The organism is Undibacterium sp. SXout20W (genome assembly GCF_049340285.1).
GTDB lineage: Bacteria > Pseudomonadota > Gammaproteobacteria > Burkholderiales > Burkholderiaceae_D > Undibacterium.
This window is the reverse complement of sequence record NZ_JBMPPH010000006.1, coordinates 86,867-108,923: the sequence shown is the minus strand read 5'-3', so window position 1 is coordinate 108,923 and position 22,057 is coordinate 86,867. Positions and strand designations below refer to the sequence as shown.

General features: G+C 46.1%; 15 protein-coding genes and 1 other RNA gene. 13 read left to right on the top strand and 3 right to left on the bottom strand.

The features are described from left to right. Nucleotides 1-125: 125 nt before the first annotated feature. On the top strand, nt 126-2,141 hold the full coding sequence (locus ACO0K1_RS05595) for a prolyl oligopeptidase family serine peptidase (protein WP_423023544.1): 2,016 nt from the start codon (nt 126-128) through the stop codon (nt 2,139-2,141). Nucleotides 2,142-2,261: 120 nt separating this feature from the next. On the opposite strand, the gene ACO0K1_RS05590 is transcribed toward ACO0K1_RS05595, so the two are convergent. Continuing rightward, nucleotides 2,262-2,441: a hypothetical protein gene (locus ACO0K1_RS05590; protein ID WP_423023542.1), complete on the bottom strand. Its 180-nt coding sequence runs from the start codon at nt 2,439-2,441 to the stop codon at nt 2,262-2,264. 231 nt (nt 2,442-2,672) lie between these two features. Beyond that, on the bottom strand, nt 2,673-5,117 hold the full coding sequence (locus ACO0K1_RS05585; RefSeq protein WP_423023540.1) for a putative bifunctional diguanylate cyclase/phosphodiesterase: 2,445 nt from the start codon (nt 5,115-5,117) through the stop codon (nt 2,673-2,675). Between the two features lie 303 nt (nt 5,118-5,420). Here ACO0K1_RS05585 and ACO0K1_RS05580 point away from each other — a divergent pair, with 303 nt between their 5' ends. The 4 genes from ACO0K1_RS05580 to ACO0K1_RS05565 all read left to right on the top strand — a co-directional run bounded on the left by ACO0K1_RS05580 (nt 5,421) and on the right by ACO0K1_RS05565 (nt 9,174). Next, nucleotides 5,421-6,392 carry an MBL fold metallo-hydrolase gene (locus ACO0K1_RS05580; protein WP_423023538.1) on the top strand — a complete coding sequence of 324 codons (972 nt, stop codon included), beginning with the start codon at nt 5,421-5,423 and terminating at the stop codon, nt 6,390-6,392. A gap of 358 nt (nt 6,393-6,750) precedes the next feature. Continuing rightward, nucleotides 6,751-6,921 carry a hypothetical protein gene (locus ACO0K1_RS05575; protein ID WP_423023536.1) on the top strand — a complete coding sequence of 57 codons (171 nt, stop codon included), beginning with the start codon at nt 6,751-6,753 and terminating at the stop codon, nt 6,919-6,921. A gap of 137 nt (nt 6,922-7,058) precedes the next feature. Further along, nucleotides 7,059-8,201 (top strand): DUF1624 domain-containing protein, encoded by a 1,143-nt coding sequence (locus tag ACO0K1_RS05570; RefSeq protein ID WP_423023534.1) that lies wholly within the window; start codon nt 7,059-7,061, stop codon nt 8,199-8,201. Nucleotides 8,202-8,691: 490 nt separating this feature from the next. Continuing rightward, complete coding sequence (locus ACO0K1_RS05565) at nt 8,692-9,174, top strand: hypothetical protein (protein WP_423023532.1); 483 nt, start codon at nt 8,692-8,694, stop codon at nt 9,172-9,174. Nucleotides 9,175-9,365: 191 nt separating this feature from the next. Here ACO0K1_RS05565 and ACO0K1_RS05560 read toward each other — a convergent pair whose 3' ends face one another. Next, a complete protein-coding gene (locus tag ACO0K1_RS05560; protein WP_423023530.1) occupies nt 9,366-11,063 on the bottom strand; it encodes a thiamine pyrophosphate-binding protein in 1,698 nt (565 codons plus the stop codon). Between the two features lie 167 nt (nt 11,064-11,230). On the opposite strand from ACO0K1_RS05560, the gene rnpB reads away from it, so the two are divergent. The 8 genes from rnpB to ACO0K1_RS05520 all read left to right on the top strand — a co-directional run bounded on the left by rnpB (nt 11,231) and on the right by ACO0K1_RS05520 (nt 22,056). Further along, nucleotides 11,231-11,581, top strand: an RNA gene (rnpB, locus tag ACO0K1_RS05555) — RNase P RNA component class A. Between the two features lie 480 nt (nt 11,582-12,061). Further along, nucleotides 12,062-15,256 (top strand): EAL domain-containing protein, encoded by a 3,195-nt coding sequence (locus tag ACO0K1_RS05550; RefSeq protein WP_423023528.1) that lies wholly within the window; start codon nt 12,062-12,064, stop codon nt 15,254-15,256. Nucleotides 15,257-15,703: 447 nt separating this feature from the next. Next, entirely contained in the window at nt 15,704-16,132 is a 429-nt protein-coding gene (mraZ, locus tag ACO0K1_RS05545; RefSeq protein ID WP_423023526.1) for a division/cell wall cluster transcriptional repressor MraZ, read from the top strand. Between the two features lie 9 nt (nt 16,133-16,141). Beyond that, the gene (gene rsmH, locus ACO0K1_RS05540; protein WP_423023524.1) at nt 16,142-17,101 is read left to right on the top strand and encodes a 16S rRNA (cytosine(1402)-N(4))-methyltransferase RsmH; all 960 of its coding nucleotides are present in this window, start codon (nt 16,142-16,144) and stop codon (nt 17,099-17,101) included. Continuing rightward, on the top strand, nt 17,098-17,373 hold the full coding sequence (gene ftsL, locus ACO0K1_RS05535; protein ID WP_423023522.1) for a cell division protein FtsL: 276 nt from the start codon (nt 17,098-17,100) through the stop codon (nt 17,371-17,373). The genes rsmH and ftsL overlap by 4 nt, the downstream gene beginning before the upstream one ends. Further along, entirely contained in the window at nt 17,370-19,133 is a 1,764-nt protein-coding gene (locus tag ACO0K1_RS05530) for a peptidoglycan D,D-transpeptidase FtsI family protein (RefSeq protein ID WP_423023520.1), read from the top strand. The genes ftsL and ACO0K1_RS05530 overlap by 4 nt, the downstream gene beginning before the upstream one ends. Beyond that, the gene (locus ACO0K1_RS05525; RefSeq protein WP_423023518.1) at nt 19,133-20,659 is read left to right on the top strand and encodes a UDP-N-acetylmuramoyl-L-alanyl-D-glutamate--2,6-diaminopimelate ligase; all 1,527 of its coding nucleotides are present in this window, start codon (nt 19,133-19,135) and stop codon (nt 20,657-20,659) included. Before ACO0K1_RS05530 ends, ACO0K1_RS05525 begins: the two co-directional genes overlap by 1 nt. Then, nucleotides 20,659-22,056, top strand: a complete 1,398-nt coding sequence (locus tag ACO0K1_RS05520; RefSeq protein WP_423023516.1) for a UDP-N-acetylmuramoyl-tripeptide--D-alanyl-D-alanine ligase — start codon at nt 20,659-20,661, stop codon at nt 22,054-22,056. Before ACO0K1_RS05525 ends, ACO0K1_RS05520 begins: the two co-directional genes overlap by 1 nt. The last annotated feature ends 1 nt before the right edge of the window (nt 22,057 follow it).

The window sequence follows — 22,057 nt, the reverse complement described above, 5'->3', positions numbered from 1 at the left end:
GTTATAAAAATATGTATTTCATTAAAATTTTAATATATCAAATTGCGCCATCGTTGAAAAGTAAAACTTACTTGCTTTCCTATCGCGGATAAGTGCCAATAAAAACAGTTGATTTGACATTCAATATGATCCTCTACCCTCCACGTTTTGTGACGCTGCATCGCATGATCAGGCTCCTATTGGCAGCCACGTTATTTTTGACAATGTCCGCTTGGTCAGGCACGCTGCCCGACGCCGAATTGTTTTTCAAAAATGCGAATTTTAGTGGTGCGAAACTATCGCCCAATGCCAAATTTGTCGCGGTTCGGATTCCTAATAAAGAGCATCGCGCATCGTTGGTTGTTCTTGATCTGGAGACCATGACACCGCAACCCGTCGCCTCGTTTGAGGTGGCGGACGTCGTGATGTTTCAGTGGATTAATGATGAACGTCTGATCCTCAATGTGGGGGATCTACAGGCTGCACAAGCCGATATCCATGACGCACCCGGGCTCTATGCCGTCAATCGCGATGGCACCGAATTCAGACAATTGGTTGAAAGAAATATCGAATATTTAAAATCGGGACTGGAAGCGAATATCCTGCCATGGAATAATTTTTTTATTGCGGCAAAACAGAACCAAACCGGCAATGACGTCTTTATCGGGCAAATAGAAGGGTACGGGAAAAATGTTGATCAGTTTTGGCAAGTGAAAACACTCAATACGCGTAATGGACGCACGGTGACACTGGATGCGCCTGCTTACGCTAATGAGTGGTTTTTTGATAAAGACGGGACGCTTCGCGTTGTGGTGATTCGTAAAGGACACATGCGTACTGTGCAATATAATGACCCATCGACGGGACAGTGGCGCAAACTTGCTGAATTTGATTTTCTGAGCAAGGATGCGTTTGAACCAATTACCATCGGACCGGATAATGTCTTGTATGTTGCCTCGAATAATGGGAAAGACAAGACGGCGATCTATCGCTTTGATCTAGAACACAATCGTCTGCTTCCAGACGCGGTCGTTGCCTCTTCTAAGTATGATATTGATGGTGGACTTCTGTTCAATCAGAATCGATTAGTTGGTGTGCGGTACGATGTCGATGGCGAAGTAACACAATGGTTTGATCCAGAGATGGAGGCACTGCAAAAAACAATTGATCGCTTGCTGCCGACAACGACCAACCGGATTGATTTTGGCTCTCGTGCTGAAACACCTTATGTCGTCATTGACGCATTTTCGGACGTCTTGCCACATACCTTCCTTCTCTTCAATAAAGAGACGAAAAAGATTTCGCGACTCGGCGCTTCTCATCCTGATCTTGAGTCGAAAAAAATGTCGAAAATGGATTTGGTGCACGTGACGGCGCGGGACGGAATGGATATCCCAACCTACGTCACCATCCCCAATGGCTCCGGCGGGAAAAATTTGCCGATGGTTGTGTTAGTTCACGGCGGTCCATGGGTACGCGGCGGCTTTTGGCAGTGGGAATCCGAGGTGCAGTTTTTGGCATCGCGTGGCTATGTGGTGCTGCAGCCCGAATTCCGAGGAAGTATCGGTTACGGATATCACCATTTTCATGCGGGATGGAAGCAATGGGGACGGGCAATGCAAGATGACGTTGCAGATGCTGCCAAATGGGCGATATCGTCGGGTATTGCGGACCCTCAACGTATTTGCATCGCTGGGGCGAGTTATGGTGGATATGCAACGTTGATGGGATTGGTCAATAATCCTGATATTTTTCGCTGTGGCATTAACTGGGTCGGTGTTACTGACATCGACTTGTTATATTCCGTCAAATGGAGCGACACCAATGAAGTTCAGAAAAAATATGGAATGCCAGTCATGATTGGTGATCCGGTCAAAGAGGCAGAACAGCTCAAGGCTGTGTCGCCATTGGTACAGGCTGCTCGCATCAAGCAGCCGCTATTGCTGGCGTATGGCGGTGTTGATGAGCGCGTTCCCGAAATACACGGTGAAAAATTCTATAAAGCAGTCAAAGTAGGTAATCCAGACGTCGAATGGGTTTCGTACCCTGACGAAGGGCATGGATGGCGACTTTTAAAAAATAAAGTCGACTTCTGGACGCGTGTTGAGAAATTTTTGGACAAAAATATAGGTCAACATATAGGTCAACATATAGGTCAGTAATAAGAAAAATCTGTTTCTATTTGTTGTAAGAGCCAGGATTTTTTATCAATAAAGAAAAAACGGAGCCTTTGCTTGCTCCGTTTTTTTTCACTTTTGCAATAACAATCCTATCTGATGTTTTTAGCCATTGCCTGGCATCCCTGGTTCATTTTTTCCTACCAGATCATCTTCCTCAGTGCCGTTTCCTGGCATTCCCGTCAGATCGCTCTCTTCTCCGCCATTGCCCGGCATGCCGGGATTCTCATTATTCTCTTCTGCACCATTGCCAGGCATACCGGGTATTTTTTGCTGAACAGACATGTCATTCTCCTTATGTGGATGGGTTGTAAAAACTCAACTACGACAGCGAATTTGTTTTCATCTTTGAGACAAAAACAAAGGTTTTTAAGGCAATTTTTTGAGATACGGCTTTATTAAACTACGGTTATACGACTTTGATGCTATGGTGCTACTGAACGCTAATTGTCTCGTGTTTACATTTGCTTATCGTGGCGTTTTGCCGGATGAGCAGGGTTTGATTGTTTGTATTCCTTAAGTTGATCCTGGTAAAATTTTGACGGGATGGCGATAATCAAATGGATTATTCAATTTCCGCCATTGCAGAAACTCAGTCACCGGCATCGGTTTGGCGGCGTACCATCCTTGTACATATTGACACCCAAAATTTTTCACTAGTTCCCATTCATCGATTGTTTCTACGCCTTCTGCGACAGTTTGTAGTTTCATCCTTTGTCCCAGTTCTATCGTTGACAAGAGAAGGAGCGCCGCATCGGTGTCAGGTTTTACATTTGCCACAAACGTGCGGTCTATTTTTAACTCTGATACCGGCATTTTTTGCAAATACGCGAGAGATGAATAACCTGTACCAAAATCATCTAGTGCGATCGAATAGCCGAGCATGCGCAGATGATCTAACACAACAATTGCGGTGTTAGCGTCGCTCATGACGCTACTTTCAGTCACTTCAAGGCGGATATCTTCTGCGGAGGCATGATTGGTCTCTCGAAGCGTTTCGATAATCGAAACAATATTGTGATTTCGTAAATCGAAGGTAGACAAGTTGATTGAAATTTGTATCGGATCTCCAGCCTGGCGCCAAGCAGCGACTAACTGCATGGCTTCTTTCAGCATCCACACGGTGATAGCGCTAATGTGCCCTGTATGCTCTGCAAATGGAATGAATTGGTAAGGCGGGATCATGCCACGTGTCGGATGGTGCCAACGTACAAGTGCTTCTGCGGAGGTAATAGCGCCATCGTTAATTCTGACCTTCGGTTGTAAATAAATTCGCAATTGATTATCTTGAATGGCTTTGCGTAATTCAGAAAGCAAGCTCAAATCACCGAGTTTATTGCTATCCATTTCCGGACGATAGACTTCCCAACCAGATTTGGACGCGCGAGCTGCACCGAGCGCGATTTCGGCACAATGCATATGCTTTTGCATACTGACATTGATTTGTAAACTGACACCGGCCGATAAAGAAATATCGATTGTTTGTTGACTGACTGTGATTGCCGAAAAGAATTTTTCTTTCAGATGCCGTTGTAAATCACCAATATTATGGATGCCTATCCAAATAATAAAAAATTGATCTGATTGACTGCGACCAACCACTGTATTGGGGATAGAAGAAAGCCGTCGTCCTACTTCGATCAATGCCGCATCTCCAATGTCATGTCCCAGAGTTTCATTGATTGCTTTAAATCGATCAACGTTAACTGCAACCACCGCAATATGGGGATGATGATTATTTTTGAGCATCATTTCGCCCTGTACTGCAAGGCGTTCACGATTGGCGAGACCGGTTAGTTGATCTTCTCGCGCAATACGTATTGCTTCTTTATGCAACACGAAAGAACGGTAAGCCAGACTGATACATAAAAGTGTTGGCAAGAATAAATTTTGAATCACGTCCAATGTCGTACCTGATGGCGGCTCATAACGCCAACCCCAGCTTTTGGGTTGAATATTAATCAGCGCAACCGGCCACCAAAGAAGCGCTATGGGAAGCAAACCAAAAATTAATAAAGGCGTCCCTTTTTGATGTTGGCGGGTCGCACGAAATAAGCCCCATAACGCGATTGGAAACCATAAAAAATCAAGGTAGTCCTGTATGTGCACCGTTTTGATTGGTAGCGTTGCCTCATAAAAAGAAAGTGGAGGCAGCATTAAGTAGCAGCCTGCTATTAACAACATGCAAATAGCAATTTTAGGACTATGTTGTTGAAATCCGCCGATCCTGGTCACTATCACGGATAACACCGCTTTTGCCGGCCAATAAGTTAAGACGAATAAACGTAAAAACCATGGCGGTAAATCTGAGAATGCGAAAATCAAACCGTCATTGAAGATGATAAATGCCGCCTGGAAAAAAGCATAGAGAGCAAACAGCGCATAATTGACGTCTCGTAAAAAAAGGCTGAACGCTAACATAACCAAAGCAAAGCCTAACAAGACAGCGGACTCCGCCACGCTGGTGTTTTCTGCCTTACGGGCAACTGAACTCGCGTCTTCCATCGTCATGCTCGAGAGTTCAATCGGGTCGTAGAATGAGGTCATCGGCGAAATGGCGATGCGCGCATATAATGGATAAGCTGCATTTTGCACGACAAAACTAACACGATTCGCACTGACGAGCGCATTATGGCTCGGTCCATTATGAAGCACGCTTCCAATTACGTTGGCCTGTTTATCATAGAGCGCAATATCGATCCATACACTTTTAAAACTCAATAGTTCGTTGTACGGCAATGGACGGTCGATGCGTAGCCAGCATATTTTTTCGAGGCGTAATTTCCCAAGCCCTGGTGTCCATGCAGCGTTCGCAGTCGGGATTTGAGGAAATTCAGATGGTTTACCGCAGACAGCATCAGTCATGACCGTACCTGCAAACGAGCAACCGCAGAAAGCCATTGAAAGTACAAAGAATAGGTTCTTGACGAGCCAGCGAAGCTTAAATCCGATTACTTCCATGACTTCTTTCCTTACTGAGACTGAAATTCAGGCAATGAGGGAGAACAGGAACTTTTCAAAAAACTGTTGAACAAGGCACTACCTACAAAATACCAGAACCAATTAGGTTGCTGCCAGTAAATTATTCACAACGGAATAATTTGTGCTCAGCGACCAACACAAGTTGTGCATGAATTAATATTTATTGCTGCACGGAATTATATTTTATGAGTACGATGATGTTATCGATGCGACAGTTTTGATTTATCGACAATAGTCGCGTGCTACACTTTTAATTTCATGCTTCACAGTGAGATTTTTATAATGAAAAAATCAGGTTCCCTATCCACTTCACGTCGCCAGTTTTTACATCATTCAGTTGCCCTAGGTGCCAGCGTTGCATCAGGTTTGTCTGGACTTGGCAATGCGTTCGCAGCCGATGCCGATAACGGTAAATCGCGTTTGATTCTGTTAGGAACCGCTGGTGGCCCAACACCTAAGCCGAATCGGGCTGCACCGGCGCAAGTGTTGGTCGTTAATGGCGCGAGTTATGTCATTGATTGTGGAAATGGCGTAGCGAATCAATTTATTAAAGCAAAGTTGAAATTATCATCCATAAAAAACATTTTTATCACCCATCAGCATTCCGATCACAACGCGGATTTTGGCAATTTAATGTTGCTGGCTTGGGCAGCCGATCTGCACACCAAAGTAGAAAGCTATGGCCCTCCGCCCCTCGCCGAAATGCGTAAATTATTTTTGCAAATGAATGACTACGATATTCGTACAAGAATGGCGGATGAAGGCAGGCCATCATTGGCAGATTTGTTTCAGGTGCACGAAATCACCAGTGATGGCTTTGTGATGCAAGATGCGAACGTTAAAGTAACGGCGGCACTTGTCGAACATCCTCCCGTGTCGCCAGCATTTGCTTATCGTTTTGATTGCCCGGATCGGTCAATTGTTTTTTCGGGTGATACGCATCCATCTGATAATTTGATCAAGCTCGCAAAAGGCGCCGATGTATTGGTGCATGAGGTTATGCATCTCCCTTCGCTCGACAAATTGATTGCAACGGAAACAAATGCAAAAACCTTACGCGAACATTTATTAGCCAGCCATACCAGTACCGAACAAGTTGGGAGAGTAGCTTCAGAGGCTGGGGTAAAAACCTTGGTACTCTCGCATTTTGTTCCTGGTGGATATCCATTTTTAGCTGATGAGGTTTGGGCTGACGCAGTGCGCCCCTATTTTTCCGGGAATCTGGTGGTTGGTCGTGATCTCATGGAATTGTAATGAAATGAGAACGTCAGATTGACAGGCTGTTTTTATATCGTGCACAATGAAGCACTCGCTGTATGCATGAATATGAATGACGATATATTGAACGATTTTATTTTTTTTAGAAAGGACGACCATGCCACGCAAGGCTGATGCAAGATCAAAACCTATATCGTAAGATCTCTGCGCAGCTTGCTCAGGGATTACGGTACAACACCAACCTGAGCCGGTCGTTCACTTTGTAACCCTGGTAAAGAAAACTTGTCGGGGTTTTTTATCGCCGGATGGTTTCCCGGTGAAAAATATCCCGATCAAATTGCTTATGCATAGAGACTTTGGAGTGAATCCATAGGGGGATAATATGAAGAAGAAAATGACACTTTCAATACCCACGTCTAAGCCACGTAACTTGCTGGCGTTGGCGGCGCGTCAACGTAATGCGGGGGCGCACGAGGCAGTACACCCGCAACGTACAGCGCGTAGACAAGCGCGGCAAGGTTTGCAAAAAAATTTATTGCGTGACATCACTGAAAGTGAGACGTAATGTCGTGCGTTTAGATATTTTTCTTTGCTTCAAAAAGAGAAATGAGCATTGCCATTTTCTGAAATTGCCGCGCCCGAGGTTGCCTGTAGTTGTTATTATTTGCCGTTATTGAATCGCTAAAAAATAAGGAGCCGGAGTTGAAACCAAGTAGTCGCCTGACTTCAATTGATCTTCTGCGTGGCATCGTCATCATACTCATGGCGCTGGATCATACGCGAGATTTTTTTGCTCCGACAGCATTTGATCCCCTTGATTGGAACGCTGGTTCGGCAGCATGGTTTTGGACGCGCTGGATTACGCATTTATGTGCACCAATATTCGTGCTTTTGGCCGGCATGTCCGCTTTTCTCCGCGCACAACGTTACGATTTGCAGCAGATGTCTCGTTACTTGCTGTCCCGTGGCTTGATGCTGGTCGTACTCGAATGGACATGGGTCAGCTTTTGTTGGCAATTTGGTTTTCATTTCGTCTTATTGCAGGTGATCTGGGCGATTGGCGTCGCCATGATGGCATTGAGTATTTTCATTTGGTTGCCGCGCTGGGTGTTGATCGGCATAGCGATCGCTTTAATCGTACCGCATAATTTACTTGACGCGTGGCATGCAAAAGATGCCGGTCTGTGGCTGCGACTTTGGCATCAAGGTGGTGCTATTTCTTTAGGCGACGATTTTCGTATTATTTTTGCTTATCCGTTGATGCCATGGATAGGTTTGATGGCGGCAGGCTATGCGATGGGGCCAGTAATGACGTGGCAGCCGCCGCGTCGTGATCGTTTTTTGCTTGGCGCTGCCATTTTGTTGATGCTGAGTTTTATTATTTTGCGTAGCGGTAATTATTATGGCGATCCAGATCCTTGGATGCCACAGGGGCAGGGATGGTTGATTGACCTCATGGCGTTTATCAAAGTACACAAATACCCGCCATCGTTACTGTATCTCTGTATCACCGTAAGTGTCGGCTTGTTTGCTTTGTATCTGTTAGAACGTCATGTCAGACAAGCTTGGCCTGTTTTATTGCTGTTTGGCCGTCATCCGCTGTTGTTCTACATGTTGCATCTAGGTCTCATTCATGGCTTTGCATGGCTTTATATGCAGGGAATGTATGGTTCGCAGATCAGTTTCTTTTCTGGAACTGTAAATCCCGCTTATAAGCCAGCCTTATTGGTAGCCTATATCGCCTGGATTTTTGTGATGATCGTTATGGCAGGTATTTTATCTGCATGGCAACATCGTCAACAGCGAAATAAAGAAACTCGACTACAAAGCTCAATTGCTCATTAATCTATTACTCTTTGAGTAATTTTTTTGAGCATTTGCGGGACTTACGAAAGACAGCCACAACAGCACTATATTTCCTAGTCGCACTATTTGTACTGCCTTCGCCGCCAGGCCTTGCAGGGACCGTTTTACGTAAGTCCCGAATAGAATTAAAAAGTATGAAAAATACGAAAAAATATAAAAAAGATGTTGAAATTTCTATATTTTTAAATAATACTAAAAACCATAGAAAGTGACTTCAGTCGCACATTTTTGGCTAATCAACCACATTTATGGAACTCGTTGGATTTTCATGGATCAGATGGTCTGACATGCCCGTTGTGCGTTGAAGAGGAGACTGATGTTGTCGTGTATCACGCAATAAAAATACAGCTAATGCTCAACAGTATTTTGGTGAGCCATTCAAGATAACGTATTGCGTTGATCGCTCAATCTGTTTGCTAAACAGATTTTATTGTCGTCTTGAAAGTTCCATTTTCAAAGGTGGTTTAACATGGCTTCTGTTACTTTTGACGCTTCTCGTCCTCGTTGTATTGCTATTCGCTGGAATGATTTTGCGAATGGCTTTGTTGTCAATGGACAAAATCTTGGACGGCATGGGAAGGCCATCGCTACCTATTTTTTTCGTTTTTCAGCCAGCTGGATATCCAGGGACGACAACGTATCAGGATCAAATGAGCGCCTACTGGTCGGTCCTTCAAATGACAGAGCAGCATTATCATACAAATTCAACAAGGATCCGCAACATCCAGGCTGTTCGCTCATTGTTGGTGAGTTTTCTGTCACCGATCCAGATCACCCAATTATTCAGACTGAATTGGCGGCAAACATTGCACCAGAGTTTTGCCATGGACAAATCGCAGAAGACTTTAATGCGCCGTTTTTCCTTGGTCATTGGATTGTTAACTTCCCACTCGAGACACAGGCTCATGCCTCAGTGCCCAGTCATCAACGTCGGCATCCGCTCATCTATTAAAAAAAGCGATGAGGTTTCGCTTCCAGGACTTTGGATCGCCGTCTGCGACATTGGTAACGCTACGGATGATATTTGATTGACTTTAATAGGTTGTTGATAAGTCTTTTATCGCACAATATTTTTTGTAGTTAACGAAGAAACACCATGCGCGACGGCATGGTGTTTTAGGCGATTGATGCGAATTTGCGATGCTATTTTCCAGATGCCTTTGCCTGCTTTCGAATCGCTTCCAGACTCGCACCTGGAGTGATTAAATTACCGTCGTAACGTAATTCGATCAGCGCGGGTAATTGATTCTCACGGCTGTACTTGAGCGCACGCTCAAGTGCGGGGGCAAATTCTGCGGTGCTTAGAACAGTTTCGCCACTTGCGCCATAGGCGCGAGCAAGCGCGGCAAAATCTGGGTTATGCAGCTCGGTACCCGAAACACGTGCCGGGAATTCACGCTCCTGATGCATACGAATAGTTCCATACATACCGTTATTAAATACGATAATGATGACACCCGCTTTGTACTGAACTGCGGTTGCTAACTCTTGTCCATTCATCATGTATTCGCCATCACCCGCGAAGGTGATTACCGTGCGCTCTGGATCAATAATTTTTGCCGCAACCCCTGACGGCACGCTGTAGCCCATGGCTCCCGACGTAGGCGCCAGTTGGGTACGGAAACCACCATAGCGGAAATAACGGTGCGCCCAGGTTGCGTAATTTCCTGCACCGTTCGTGATGATGGTATCGACGGGTGTTTGGCGCATGATCTCTTGTACGACCTGCCACAAATTGAGAGGTGCATTCTCTTGTGCAAAAATAGCGGGTTCAACTTGCCATGCCAATAAATCAGCCTTCGCTTCGGCAACATTATGCTGCCACTTTTGTGCAGCATCCAATGCTTCCATATCAGCCAGCGCGTCCGCAAATTCTTTCATACCGCTATTGATCATCAGATCTGCCTGATAAACACGGCCAAGTTCTAAAGCATCGCTGTGGACATGAATCAGTTTTTGTTTGGTGATAGGGGCCTCCAGAACCGTGTAGCCACCGGTCGTCATTTCGCCAAGGCGAGGGCCAATTGCAATGACCAGATCGGCCTCTTTTATGCGCTGCGCCAGTTTGGGATTGATGCCAATGCCGACATCACCGATATAGTTCGCATCCGCATTATTGATTAAATCCTGAAAGCGGAATGCACAGGCGAGGGGGAGATGATTGCTGCTGGCGAAATCGCGAATATTATTGCAGGCGGCAACATCCCACCCACTACCACCGATCAACAAAACTGGACGTTGGGCAACCGCTAGCATATTGCGGAATTGTGCAAGCTGTTGTGGCGATGGGGATGCTTGCACCGGCGTGTAACGGCGGGTGTCCGCAACGTCTGCAACTTGTGCCAGCATATCTTCCGGTAAAGCTAAAACGACGGGTCCTGGCCGACCGCTGGTTGCAACCTGGAAAGCTCGCGCAATGTATTCAGGCACCCGATCCGCGTGGTCAATTTGTGCGACCCATTTAGCCATTTGCCCAAACATGCGACGATAGTCGATTTCTTGAAATGCTTCACGTTCCACAAAATCATTACCAACCTGGCCAATGAATAAAATCATTGGGGTTGAGTCCTGATACGCTGTATGAACACCAATGGAGGCGTTGGTGGCACCTGGGCCACGTGTGACAAAGCAGATGCCTGGCTTGCCAGTCATTTTTCCATAGGCATCTGCCATGAAGGCAGCGCCGCCTTCCTGGCGATTGATAATGAAACGTATGGGACTGTCGTGCAATGCATCCAAAACTGGGAGATAACTCTCGCCGGGGACACCAAAAATTGTATCGACACCGTGAATTTGTAATGCATCCACGATGAGTTGACCGCCAGAACGAGAATTCGACATGATAAGAAATCTGAACAAGGAAAAGCAGTAAGCTACCAGAAAGCCTACAAAATTTGCAGTGCTTCTGACGATAATCGATAAAATCTGTCGTTGTCGCAACGATGGTATTGACGTCAATGGAAGCTTACTGCTACTGATGGTGCCTGTTCTGAGGTAAAATAGAGCCCGAAGCAGGCCAGACAATCGCTGGTTGCCATGTTTTGCATGGCGACGGGAGGAAGGTCCGGACTCCATAGAGCAGGGTGACGGCTAACGGCCGTACGTTGAAAGCTTTGGCGAAAGCGAAAGTATAAGACGAGGAATAGGGCCACAGAGACGAGCGTATTAAGTTACGGTGAAACGCGGTAACCTCCACCCGGAGCAATTTCAAATAGGCACGCGTTGAGGCGGCTCGCGGAGCGTGCGGGTAGAAAGCTTGAGCGGCGGAGTAATCCGGCGCCTAGAGGAATGATTGTCATAGCGGAAGGTAGCAATGCCTGATGCCGTAACAAAATCCGGCCTATCGGCCTGCTTCAACTAATTTCTATTTCACTAATTCCACTAATATTTAGTGATCGACGTCAAACGTGTGGCGTTGCGGTTAATTTAGTGCGATCAGAGTGATGCGTGTCATATGTGATGCGTCGAGTCCCATGTCAGCTATTTTCTGCTTTGCGCTATCGAAAAATCGACAGCATCGCCACTTTCTAATGTTATATTGATAATTTACCTTGAATGTTGTTCATCGGCAAATAATTGTAGATGGCGACGATCTGTGGTTTTTTTGCATTGTTCGCGTTATTTGGAAATATTTAAACAATTTCCTCAAAGTACGAAGATTGTAGTAATTTTTCAAAAACTCTGGTGTTAAACTGAATCCCTGAATTTACACTTACACTTAGACTTACACTTAAACTTTAATAAATTAATAAAGCTATTTTTGTACTACTTTCCCTGAGGCGTTGATCACTGCGACGCATCAGGAACCATATCAACAAATACATATCACCCTCAAGCGCATGGAGACTCAACGCATAAAAAAGCAACGCGAGGTGCCGTTGTCGGCATTCGTTGTTTGTGTTCTTCTTATCGTTGTCGCAATTGTGACCCAGAGTTGGTGGTCGATACGCGAAGATAAAGGCTTGACGCTGGCTGACGCCCAGCAGCATAGCTATTTTACAGTGCGGATTCTGGAGGAGCATGCCAGCCGGGCTTTGAATGAAGCTGTACGTGCAATGGATGCTACCAGCAGCGAAATGCGTGCGTTAGATCCGGCGTCACCCACTTATGACGCTTCGGCACAAAAAATTTTACTGAGCCAAAGACAAGAGTCGCAGTTTATATATTCGCTTTCCGTGTTTGATAGACAAGGCGTCAGACGCTTCTCTAGTCGTCCTTTCAAAGATTTGGCGAATCGCAATTCCACATTGACTCACATCGATCTCTTATTGAAAAGACCTGCCTACACAGATCTGGTCGTTGGTAACTCAACCAAGTTAGCAGAGGCGGATCAATGGATTTTACCGATTGCACGCCATATTTATGATTCAAAAGGACAGGACATCGGCATTTTGGAGGCGGATGTCAGGTTGAGCTATTTTCAAGAATTTTACGAAATAGTCGCGCGCGGTAGCGCTGCAGGAATTTCGCTACATGACCAGCATGGCAACATACTCGCCAGAGCCCCATTTGACGCCAATTTTCTTGATCATCCACCGATTCAGCCGGACCTTTTAGCAGCGATTGAAGACGTCGCCAACGAGGGTACTTTAATTAGTGGTTCTATTCTGGATGGTGGTGGCGAGTATCTGTACACTCATCGCAAAATTACCGGCGCTCCTATGACTCTCGTCTATGCGAGAAATATGGATAACATATTGGTCGATTGGAATAAACGTTTGCAACAACGAATCTTGTTCACGTCGTTAACGGTTGCTTTCATTGTGCTGTTGGCGCTGGTGTTAATGTGGCAACTAAAACGACTGCAGATTTCACAAGCTAAATTTATCGCAAGTGAGGACAGGTATCGAATACTTTTTACTGGTGCGCAAGACGCCATTTTGATTATTAATCGCGCCTATCAATACGTCGATTGCAATCATGCGGCGGTAAAATTATTGGGGGCAAAATCAGAGACGGATATCGTTGGTAAGCAAGTTGGCAGCTTTTCAGCTCAGAAACAATCTGTCCCGGGTTTTTATGATTCTGATAAAGACGCTTTAATTTCAAACTTAATTGACATGGCCTTTTCTGGTTCGCCGCAGTGTTTCGAGTGGCAACTTGAAAAAAATGGGATGCCATTTTATAGCGAAGTTTCTTTGAGTCCGGTTGAGATTGAAGGAGAAACCCTACTATTTTGCGTAGAGCGAGACATTAACGCCAGAAAATATACAGAGCGTTTGCTGGAAGGACAAAATCGCTTATTACAATATATCGGCGCGAACGAAGATCCTATTTATATTTTGAATGCAGTATGCGATTTTGTGCAAGAAATGCGACCCTCGTGGTCGGTAGGTTTGCAACTTCTGTCTGATGATCAACGAACCTTTACGCAAGGCGTTGGGCATAAATTTCCTAAAATATTGCTCAGTCAAATGACCAATATGTCTGTCACTCACGGCAACGGGATTTGGAGTGATGCGGTATCCATCGCTTGTCCCGTACAGATAGAAAATTTACAACAAGCACCTTGTATGCAATTTGTTAATGGACTCGAAGAGTTATCCGAGTTTAAGTCCAGTATGGCGTGGCCTTTGATGGATAAGCATGGGCATGTTTTAGGCAGCTTCACGGTGTTATTTCCGGATGTTCCTTGCATGACTGAAGAAGACATGGGCCTAATTGGTATCATGATTGAGATCGCGACGATTGCGATAGAAGGTCGTCGATCCGAGAAAAAAATTCTGCAACTTGCGCACTATGATGAGCTAACCGGCTTACCGAATCGCTTTCTCTACAACCAGCATTTGGCAAAAGCTCTGTCCCTCGCAGAACGAAATCGGACCAGGCTGGCGGTCTTATTTCTTGATCTGGATCGATTTAAAAATATCAATGACACCTTTGGCCATGACGAAGGCGATAAAGTTTTGCGTAGCGTTTCTCAGCGCTTCCGGCAGACGCTGCGTGAATCAGATATTGTGGCGCGCGTTGGCGGTGATGAATTTATCTTGCTGATCGATCAATTCAGCGAACCGCGTGACTTGGGTGATATTGCCGACAAGCTGTTGTTTGAGGCATCGCAACCTTTCGAAATTTACGGGCAAGAGTGCCAGCTCAGCGCCAGTATTGGTATTGCAACATTCCCGACCGATGGTCGTGATGCCCAGACGCTGCTAAAAAATGCCGATATCGCGATGTATCGTGCGAAAAATAAAGGTAAAGATAATTTCCAGTTCTATGCCTCGGAAATGAACACCCACACCGTCGAACGGCTGGCCTTTGAGGCGCGTTTGCGAAAGGCCATAGAGCGTCGGGAGTTCGTGGTTTATTATCAGCCAAAGGTGTCGGTAGCGACTGGACTTATTGTTGGGGCGGAAGCGCTGGTGCGCTGGAATCACCCTGAACGTGGAATTCTTTACCCGAACGACTTTATTATGCTGGCAGAAGAGGCTGGCCTGATTCCTCGATTGGGCATGTTGGTGCTGGATGTGGCGTGCCGTGACGTGTTGAGTTTCCGTCAGTTAGATAGCCGGTTTGGCCGTATTGCGATTAATTTATCTGGTTCGCAGTTCAATGATCATCTGTTGCTAGATGAAGTCAAAAGTGTGGTCGAGTTTTGGCGAGTGCCTGCGAATGCTATCGAGTTCGAAATTACCGAAAGCATGGTGATGCACAATCGCGAGCAAGCGATTGTGTTAATGGATGGTTTCAAGGAAGCCGGGTTTACGTTGTCTATCGATGATTTTGGAACAGGTTATTCTTCTCTCGCCTATCTAAAGCGTTTCCCAGTGGATAGTGTAAAAGTCGATCGTTCGTTTATTAAAGACATTCCTACCGATCCGAATGATACCGCAATTGTTCTGGCGATCGTCGCAATGGCGCATACCTTGGGTCTGAAAGTGATTGCGGAAGGGGTGGATGCTGAGACCCAACTGAATACATTGCGTGATTTTAAATGCGATGAATACCAAGGCTTTTACTTCAGTAAAGCGATTGCTGCTAAGGATTTCCAGCATTTATTGCAAAAACAAGCGAAATTAAAACGGCCTTCTTAGTTGAAAAAAATGCTCGCAAGTTGAAATTAATCCTTTTTCTGCGTAACTGGAACGTCAACCTCATGCCTGTTAACCATGGTTATGCCATATTTAAGTGTAGGCAACATGTTTGCATGATCGGGTAATTTCCTCTATTTCATAACTTTCTTCGGTTAGCTTTTTGCTGACCATCAGGCTTATATGTGATAAGCCACTTTCAAAATATTTCGTAAGTCATTAATTTATAGGACTATTTCTAAAAATTACTTTTTAAGTAGTTGCGCTAAGTCATTGACTTCATTAAAGAAATTCAAATTTAGCCTTGTAATTTTACTTGACCATGTTCGAGTCATCCTCTAAAGTGGGAATCAGTGTGAAAAAGTGTATTTTTGTGGGATAAAACCCCAATAATTGATTCTTATCACAAGACCTCTCATTTCAATCAAAGTCCAGGTTAAAGGTACAAGCGTGTTTCAGGGTCCATCCGCACTCAATCTCGATGCGAAAGGCAGAATGTCTATTCCTGCCCGTTATCGTGATGCCCTGAGCGAGCAATTTCAGGGGCACGTCACCCTGACACGTCATCCTGACGGTTGTTTATTGCTATTTCCGCGGCCAACTTGGGAATCTCATCGTGAGCAAATTGCCGCCTGGCCGATCCAGGCACGCGACTGGAAGCGAATTTTTCTCGGTAATGCATTCGATGTGGATCTGGACAGTGCTGGACGTATTTTGGTTGCGCCAGAACTGCGTAATGCGGTAGGGATTGAGCGTGACATCATGCTTCTTGGTATGGGCAGTCATTTTGAAATCTGGGATGCCACGCGTTTGGCTGAAAATGAAGCCAATGCCAAAGCAGCTGGCGCTCCAGATGTGTTAAATAATTTTTCTTTCTGATCGCGAGAAATGACGAACCACGTAGCGACAGAATATAAGCACAAGACCGTGCTGTTGGACGAAGCAGTAGATGCACTGGGGATTTCTGGTGAGCGTGCTAACGGCGTCTATATTGACGGCACATTTGGGCGCGGCGGCCATAGCCGTCTTATTTTGGAGCATTTGGGTCCACAAGGCCGTTTGATTGCATTTGATAAAGACACTCAGGCGATTGCCAGCGCGTCTGAAATCAGCGACCCACGATTTCACATTGTCCATGACAGTTTTGCGACTATGACGGAAGCCTTGCAAGAACTTGGCGTAACTCAAGTTGACGGCGTTTTGATGGATTTAGGCATCTCGTCTCCACAAGTGGACGATGCTAGTCGTGGTTTTAGTTTTCGTGCAGACGGCCCCTTAGATATGCGTATGGATACCACACGTGGTATTTCGGCAGCTGAATGGTTGGCGAGCGAAGATGAAGAAAAAATTAGGGAGGTAATAAAAAATTATGGGGAAGAACGGTTTGCTTTTCAGATTGCAAAGGCGATTGTTGCTCGCCGGCAGACGGACACCATTACTGGAACCAGACAGCTTGCAGAACTCGTCGCACACGCCGTCAAAACTCGCGAGAAGGGCAAGGACCCGGCAACTCGCACCTTTCAGGCTATACGGATTTTCGTCAATAAGGAGCTTGAAGATCTCGAAGTAGGTCTGGAAGCTGCATTTACGGCATTGGCGCCCTTTGGTCGCATGTCGGTGATCAGTTTTCATTCATTGGAAGACCGCATCGTAAAACAATTTTTTGCTTCTAAGGTCAAAGTTGAGCAGCCCGACCGACGTTTGCCTATCCGGCATTTGGATTTACCGCAACCTCAAATGCGCTTACTCAATCGGATTAAGCCTTCCGATCAGGAGGTGACTGAGAATCCGCGTTCTCGCTCTGCGATTTTGCGTGTTTCAGAGCGTTTGCCTGAGGTGATGTCATGACAAACCGCATCAATATTTTTTTGGCGCTGTTATTGATTGCGTGTGCATTATCTTTGATTAATGCGCAATATCAGGCACGCCATTTGTTCATTGAACTCGAAAGTGAGCAAAGCCTGAGCAAACAGTATGAGCTGCAATGGACGCAACTCAAGTTAGATCAGTCGACGTACGGGAAACACGCACGGATCGAGGAAACCGCAACGCGCGAATTAGGTATGATCGTCGTGACGCCGGAGCGCACTCAGTACCTCAAAGCTGAGGAATTAAAATGAGTCGCCCGGGGAATAGCTCACGCAAGGCTGCATCCCGTGGGGTGTCGTTTTCATCTAATCCAGTGTTGGATGTTAAATTGCCTACCTGGCGTTCGCGCTTGGTGCTATTCCTTTTATTTGGTGCTTTCTTTGCATTGATAGCACGGGCTTTATGGCTGCAGGGTATTACGACTGAATTTTTGCAAAAACAAGGTGCCAGCCGTTATGCGCGGACACTCGAATTACCGGCGACGCGCGGAAAAATTACGGACAGAAATGGTGAAGTATTGGCCTCCTCGGTACCAGTGAAAGCTATTTGGGCAATACCTGAGGACGTACTAAGTGCACCAGCAGAAAAAATCCGGCAACTGGCACAGTTGTTGGATATGTCAGAGGCTGAATTACGTAAAAAACTCGATTCAGACCGGCAGTTTGTCTATCTGAAACGTCAGGTCGAGCAAGACGTTTCCGATAAAATTCAAGCCTTAGCTATTCCCGGAATTGATACCCGCAAAGAATATAAGCGATTTTACCCAGAGGGTGAAATCATGGCGCACGTGGTGGGCTTTACGAATGTAGAAGATGTCGGACAAGAAGGCATCGAATTAGCTTCTGAAAAAGACCTCGCCGGTAAGCTCGGCAGTCGCCGTGTTATCAAAGACCGCTTGGGTCGTATCGTTGAAGACATTCGGGCGATTCGCGAACCGCATGATGGCCATGAATTAAATTTGTCGATCGACAGTAAAATTCAGTATATTGCTTTTACCCATCTCAAAGATGCCGTCGAAAAACACAAAGCAAAAGCAGGTGCAGCCGTCGTGTTAGATGTGCAAACGGGTGAAATATTGGCGTTAGTTAATCTGCCAAGTTATAACCCCAATGATCGCTCGATATTGACAGGTGCCCAGCTACGTAATCGTGTGATCACCGATACGTTTGAGCCGGGTTCAACCATGAAGCCATTTACTGTCGCATTGGCACTTGATACCGGGCGAGTAACGCCTGATACAGTATTCCAGACAGCTCCAGGTGTAATGATGATTGGACCTTCGATGATCCATGATGCGCATAAAGAATCCGCATTGACGGTAGCGCAGGTTATTCAAAAGTCTTCCAATATCGGCGTTGCAAAAATGGCGTTGCAAATGCCGCCAAAAGAAATGTGGGAATTATTCACCACGCTAGGGTTTGGGCAGCAGCCAAAAGTAGGCTTTCCGGGCGCTGTCGCTGGTCGCTTGCGCAACTACAAAAACTGGCGCCCCATTGAGCAGGCAACCATGAGCTATGGCCATGGTCTCTCTGTTTCGCTGTTGCAGATGGCGCATGCTTATATGATTTTTGCTCGTAACGGCGACATGATTCCTTTGACTTTTCAAAAATCAGTTGGCGCGTCGAAAGGCCAACGTGTTATTTCTCAAAAGACAGTGATGGAAATGCGCAGCATGATGGAATCCGTGACGCAACCTGGCGGTACGGCGACTCAGGCACGGGTTGCTGGTTATCGTGTCGCAGGTAAAACTGGCACCGCACATAAGATCGAAGGCGGACATTACGTCAATAAATATGTAGGTGACTTCGTCGGCTTTGCGCCGGTATCTAATCCTCGCGTTATCGTGGCGGTGATGATCGATGAACCTAGCGTAGGTGGTTATTACGGCGGTATTGTTGCCGCACCAATCTTTTCGGCTATCACTGCCAATGTATTACGTTCAATGAACGTTCCTCCAGATTCGTCAATTACTACGATCGTGCCCGATACCGGTGTGCAGGAGAGTATGTAATGACAATAAATAAATTATCAATGAATGACATTATTAACTGGCTCAGGAAAAGTGCGCCAACAGCCCAACTGAGCGCCGACTCCAGAAGTATTTCTCCCGGCGATGTATTTTTTGCTGTGAAAGCACATCATGGTGATGGTCGGCAATATATTCGTAACGCGATTGCCAATGGCGCCGTTGCTGTCGTGTATGAAGCCAATGATTATGCTTGGGATCCGTCAATAACTACGCCGCACCTCGCCGTCGCGGACTTGCAGAAACAGTTAGGTTACATTGCAAGTGCTTGGTATAACGTCCCCGATGCCGGTATGTTTAGCATTGCTGTGACTGGTACTAATGGTAAAACTTCCTGCACGCAATGGCTGGCTAAAGCACTGTCGCTCAACAAGTGCGATAGCGCAGTCATTGGCACCTTAGGTGTTGGCATTTATAAAAATGGCACGTTAGGGAGTTTATCGGAAACCGGCTTTACGACGCCAGATGCACTGAACTTGCAACGTGGGTTGGTGAGAATGCAGGAAGATGGCGCACAGGCTTTAGCGATAGAAGCGTCATCAATAGGACTGGAGCAAGGCCGCTTATATGGCTTGCATATTGATACTGCATTACTGACAAATCTGACCCGTGATCATCTTGATTATCATGGAGATATGGCGCACTACGCTGCGGCAAAGAGTGCCTTATTTGATTGGCCTGGTTTAAGTACTGCTGTGATTAATCTTGATGATCCGTTTGGGCAGACCTTGCTCAAAGAATTGCGTCAAAAATATCCAAGCTTAAAATTGATCGCCTACAGCCTCCATCAGAAAGACAATGAAGGCGTTGATTTGCTGAGCGCATCGAATTTGAAAACCTCTCATACGGGTACTAGTTTTCATTTGGAATCGCCATTCGGTAGCGGGTTGGTGAAGACACAGTTAATTGGTCAGTTTAATGTGAGCAATATACTCGGTGTTATCGCGGTGTTATTGAGCAAAGGACTGGGCTTTGCCAAAGTCGTAGCGACGATAGAAAAACTGACGCCAGTGCCTGGACGTATGCAACTTTTGGGTACTGCTGGGCATGTAATGGTCGTGATTGACTATGCACATACACCCGATGCCTTAGAAAAAACTTTAGAAGCCTTACGTCAAGTTGCGCAAGAACGCCAGGGGAAACTATGGTGCGTCTTTGGTTGTGGTGGTGATCGCGATCCCGGTAAACGCCCTCAGATGGGGAAAATTGCTGAAAATGCCGACCACGTTGTCGTCACCAGTGACAATCCACGTAGTGAGAATCCGACCACGATTATTCAGGATATTGTCGCTGGTATGAGTACGCAAGTACATGTGGTCGAAGACCGTGCTAATGCAATTTTGTACGCTATTAAACATGCAGGTCACCAGGATGTCGTGTTATTGGCGGGCAAAGGCCATGAAACCTATCAGGATATTTTAGGTAAAAAATGGCCATTCTCTGACGAAGAGCATGCGGCTCTGGCATTGGCAACTGTTGCTACCAGTGGCAATACTAAGCGAGGTAGCTAATGAAATTTACCTTAAAACAGTTAGCTGCTGCATTGAGTTCTGCGTCAATTACCGCTGATGCAGAGATTTTTGGCTTGTCGACGGATAGCCGGAAAATTAACGCCGGCGACGTTTTTGTTGCCCTACGTGGTGAGAAATTTGATGCCCACGATTTCTTGCCGCAAGTCGCTGCTACCGGTGCATCAGCAGTCATTGCTGAACACCTACCTGACGACTTCAATTTACCTGCATTAGTAGTTCCTGATACCAAGATGGCACTGGCGGAAGTGGGACGATTCTGGCGCCAGCAATTTACCTTACCCGTCATTGGTGTAACGGGAAGTAATGGTAAGACCACCGTGAAAGAAATGATCGCCTCAATCTTGGCTACAGCTTTTGGTGAAAATCAAAGATTATCCACCAGGGGTAACTTGAATAATGAAATTGGCGTGCCATTAACCGTACTGGAGTTGGCGTCATCACATCAAGCGGCCGTTATCGAAATGGGTATGAATCACCCTGGTGAAATTGCGCTATTGGCGTCGGTGGCGTTGCCTACGGTGGTGTTGGTGAACAATGCGCAGCGGGAACATCAGGAATTTATGCAAACCGTTCGTGCGGTAGCCGAAGAAAATGGCGCGGCAATTCGAGCACTACCAGACGATGGTATTGCCGTATTCCCGCATGATGACGAGTATAGTTCTCTCTGGCGCACCTACGCGCATGAGCGTGGGCATCGCAAAGTCATTAGTTTCGGTTTGACGTCCGACGCCGAGGTGTCTGGTAGTTACACCGCCAACGTTTTTGGTAGTCATGTCAACATCTCCATCGACGGAAAAATATCTTCCATTCAGTTGCAGGCTGCCGGTCAGCATAATGTACTAAACGCATTGGCTGCCGCCGCCTGTTGTCATGCGATTGGTATTAGCGATGATCTGATTGTGCGCGGTCTAGAAAGTTTCCATCCAGTTTCTGGACGATTGCAGCGTAAGCAAGCAATCAGTGGTGCAACTGTCATCGACGACACCTACAACGCTAATCCAGATTCTGTAAGAGCAGCAATCGATGTATTGCGTCAATTAGGTGGTGACACAGTGCTGGTGCTTGGTGATATGGGCGAAGTTGGTGAAAACGGCGCGGAATTCCATCAAGAGATAGGCGAGTACGCACGTGCATCTGGGATTGCCAGCTTGTTTCTGCTGGGCGACCAGGTATCTCATAGTGCGGTTGGTTATGGGATTGGGGCCACCTTTTTTCCGGATATCGCGCACTTGCTGACCGCCTTAGATGCACGCGTCAGCAGCGACACTAAGGTACTGATTAAAGGCTCACGTTTTATGAAGATGGAGCGCGTAGTTGCACATTTAACGAACGCCGCAGATATTTCTACACAACAAAAAACAATAGGAATTCATTAGC

Excerpts from the sequence above, each read along its gene's own strand:
- ACO0K1_RS05595 (WP_423023544.1), top strand. The coding sequence starts at position 126 with ATGATCCTCTACCCTCCACGTTTTGTGACGCTGCATCGCATGATCAGG.
- ACO0K1_RS05590 (WP_423023542.1), bottom strand. The coding sequence starts at position 2,441 with ATGTCTGTTCAGCAAAAAATACCCGGTATGCCTGGCAATGGTGCAGAA.
- ACO0K1_RS05585 (WP_423023540.1), bottom strand. The coding sequence starts at position 5,117 with ATGGAAGTAATCGGATTTAAGCTTCGCTGGCTCGTCAAGAACCTATTC.
- ACO0K1_RS05580 (WP_423023538.1), top strand. The coding sequence starts at position 5,421 with ATGAAAAAATCAGGTTCCCTATCCACTTCACGTCGCCAGTTTTTACAT.
- ACO0K1_RS05575 (WP_423023536.1), top strand. The coding sequence starts at position 6,751 with ATGACACTTTCAATACCCACGTCTAAGCCACGTAACTTGCTGGCGTTG.
- ACO0K1_RS05565 (WP_423023532.1), top strand. The coding sequence starts at position 8,692 with ATGGCTTCTGTTACTTTTGACGCTTCTCGTCCTCGTTGTATTGCTATT.
- ACO0K1_RS05560 (WP_423023530.1), bottom strand. The coding sequence starts at position 11,063 with ATGTCGAATTCTCGTTCTGGCGGTCAACTCATCGTGGATGCATTACAA.
- ACO0K1_RS05550 (WP_423023528.1), top strand. The coding sequence starts at position 12,062 with ATGGAGACTCAACGCATAAAAAAGCAACGCGAGGTGCCGTTGTCGGCA.
- rsmH (WP_423023524.1), top strand. The coding sequence starts at position 16,142 with ATGACGAACCACGTAGCGACAGAATATAAGCACAAGACCGTGCTGTTG.
- ftsL (WP_423023522.1), top strand. The coding sequence starts at position 17,098 with ATGACAAACCGCATCAATATTTTTTTGGCGCTGTTATTGATTGCGTGT.
- ACO0K1_RS05530 (WP_423023520.1), top strand. The coding sequence starts at position 17,370 with ATGAGTCGCCCGGGGAATAGCTCACGCAAGGCTGCATCCCGTGGGGTG.
- ACO0K1_RS05525 (WP_423023518.1), top strand. The coding sequence starts at position 19,133 with ATGACAATAAATAAATTATCAATGAATGACATTATTAACTGGCTCAGG.
- ACO0K1_RS05520 (WP_423023516.1), top strand. The coding sequence starts at position 20,659 with ATGAAATTTACCTTAAAACAGTTAGCTGCTGCATTGAGTTCTGCGTCA.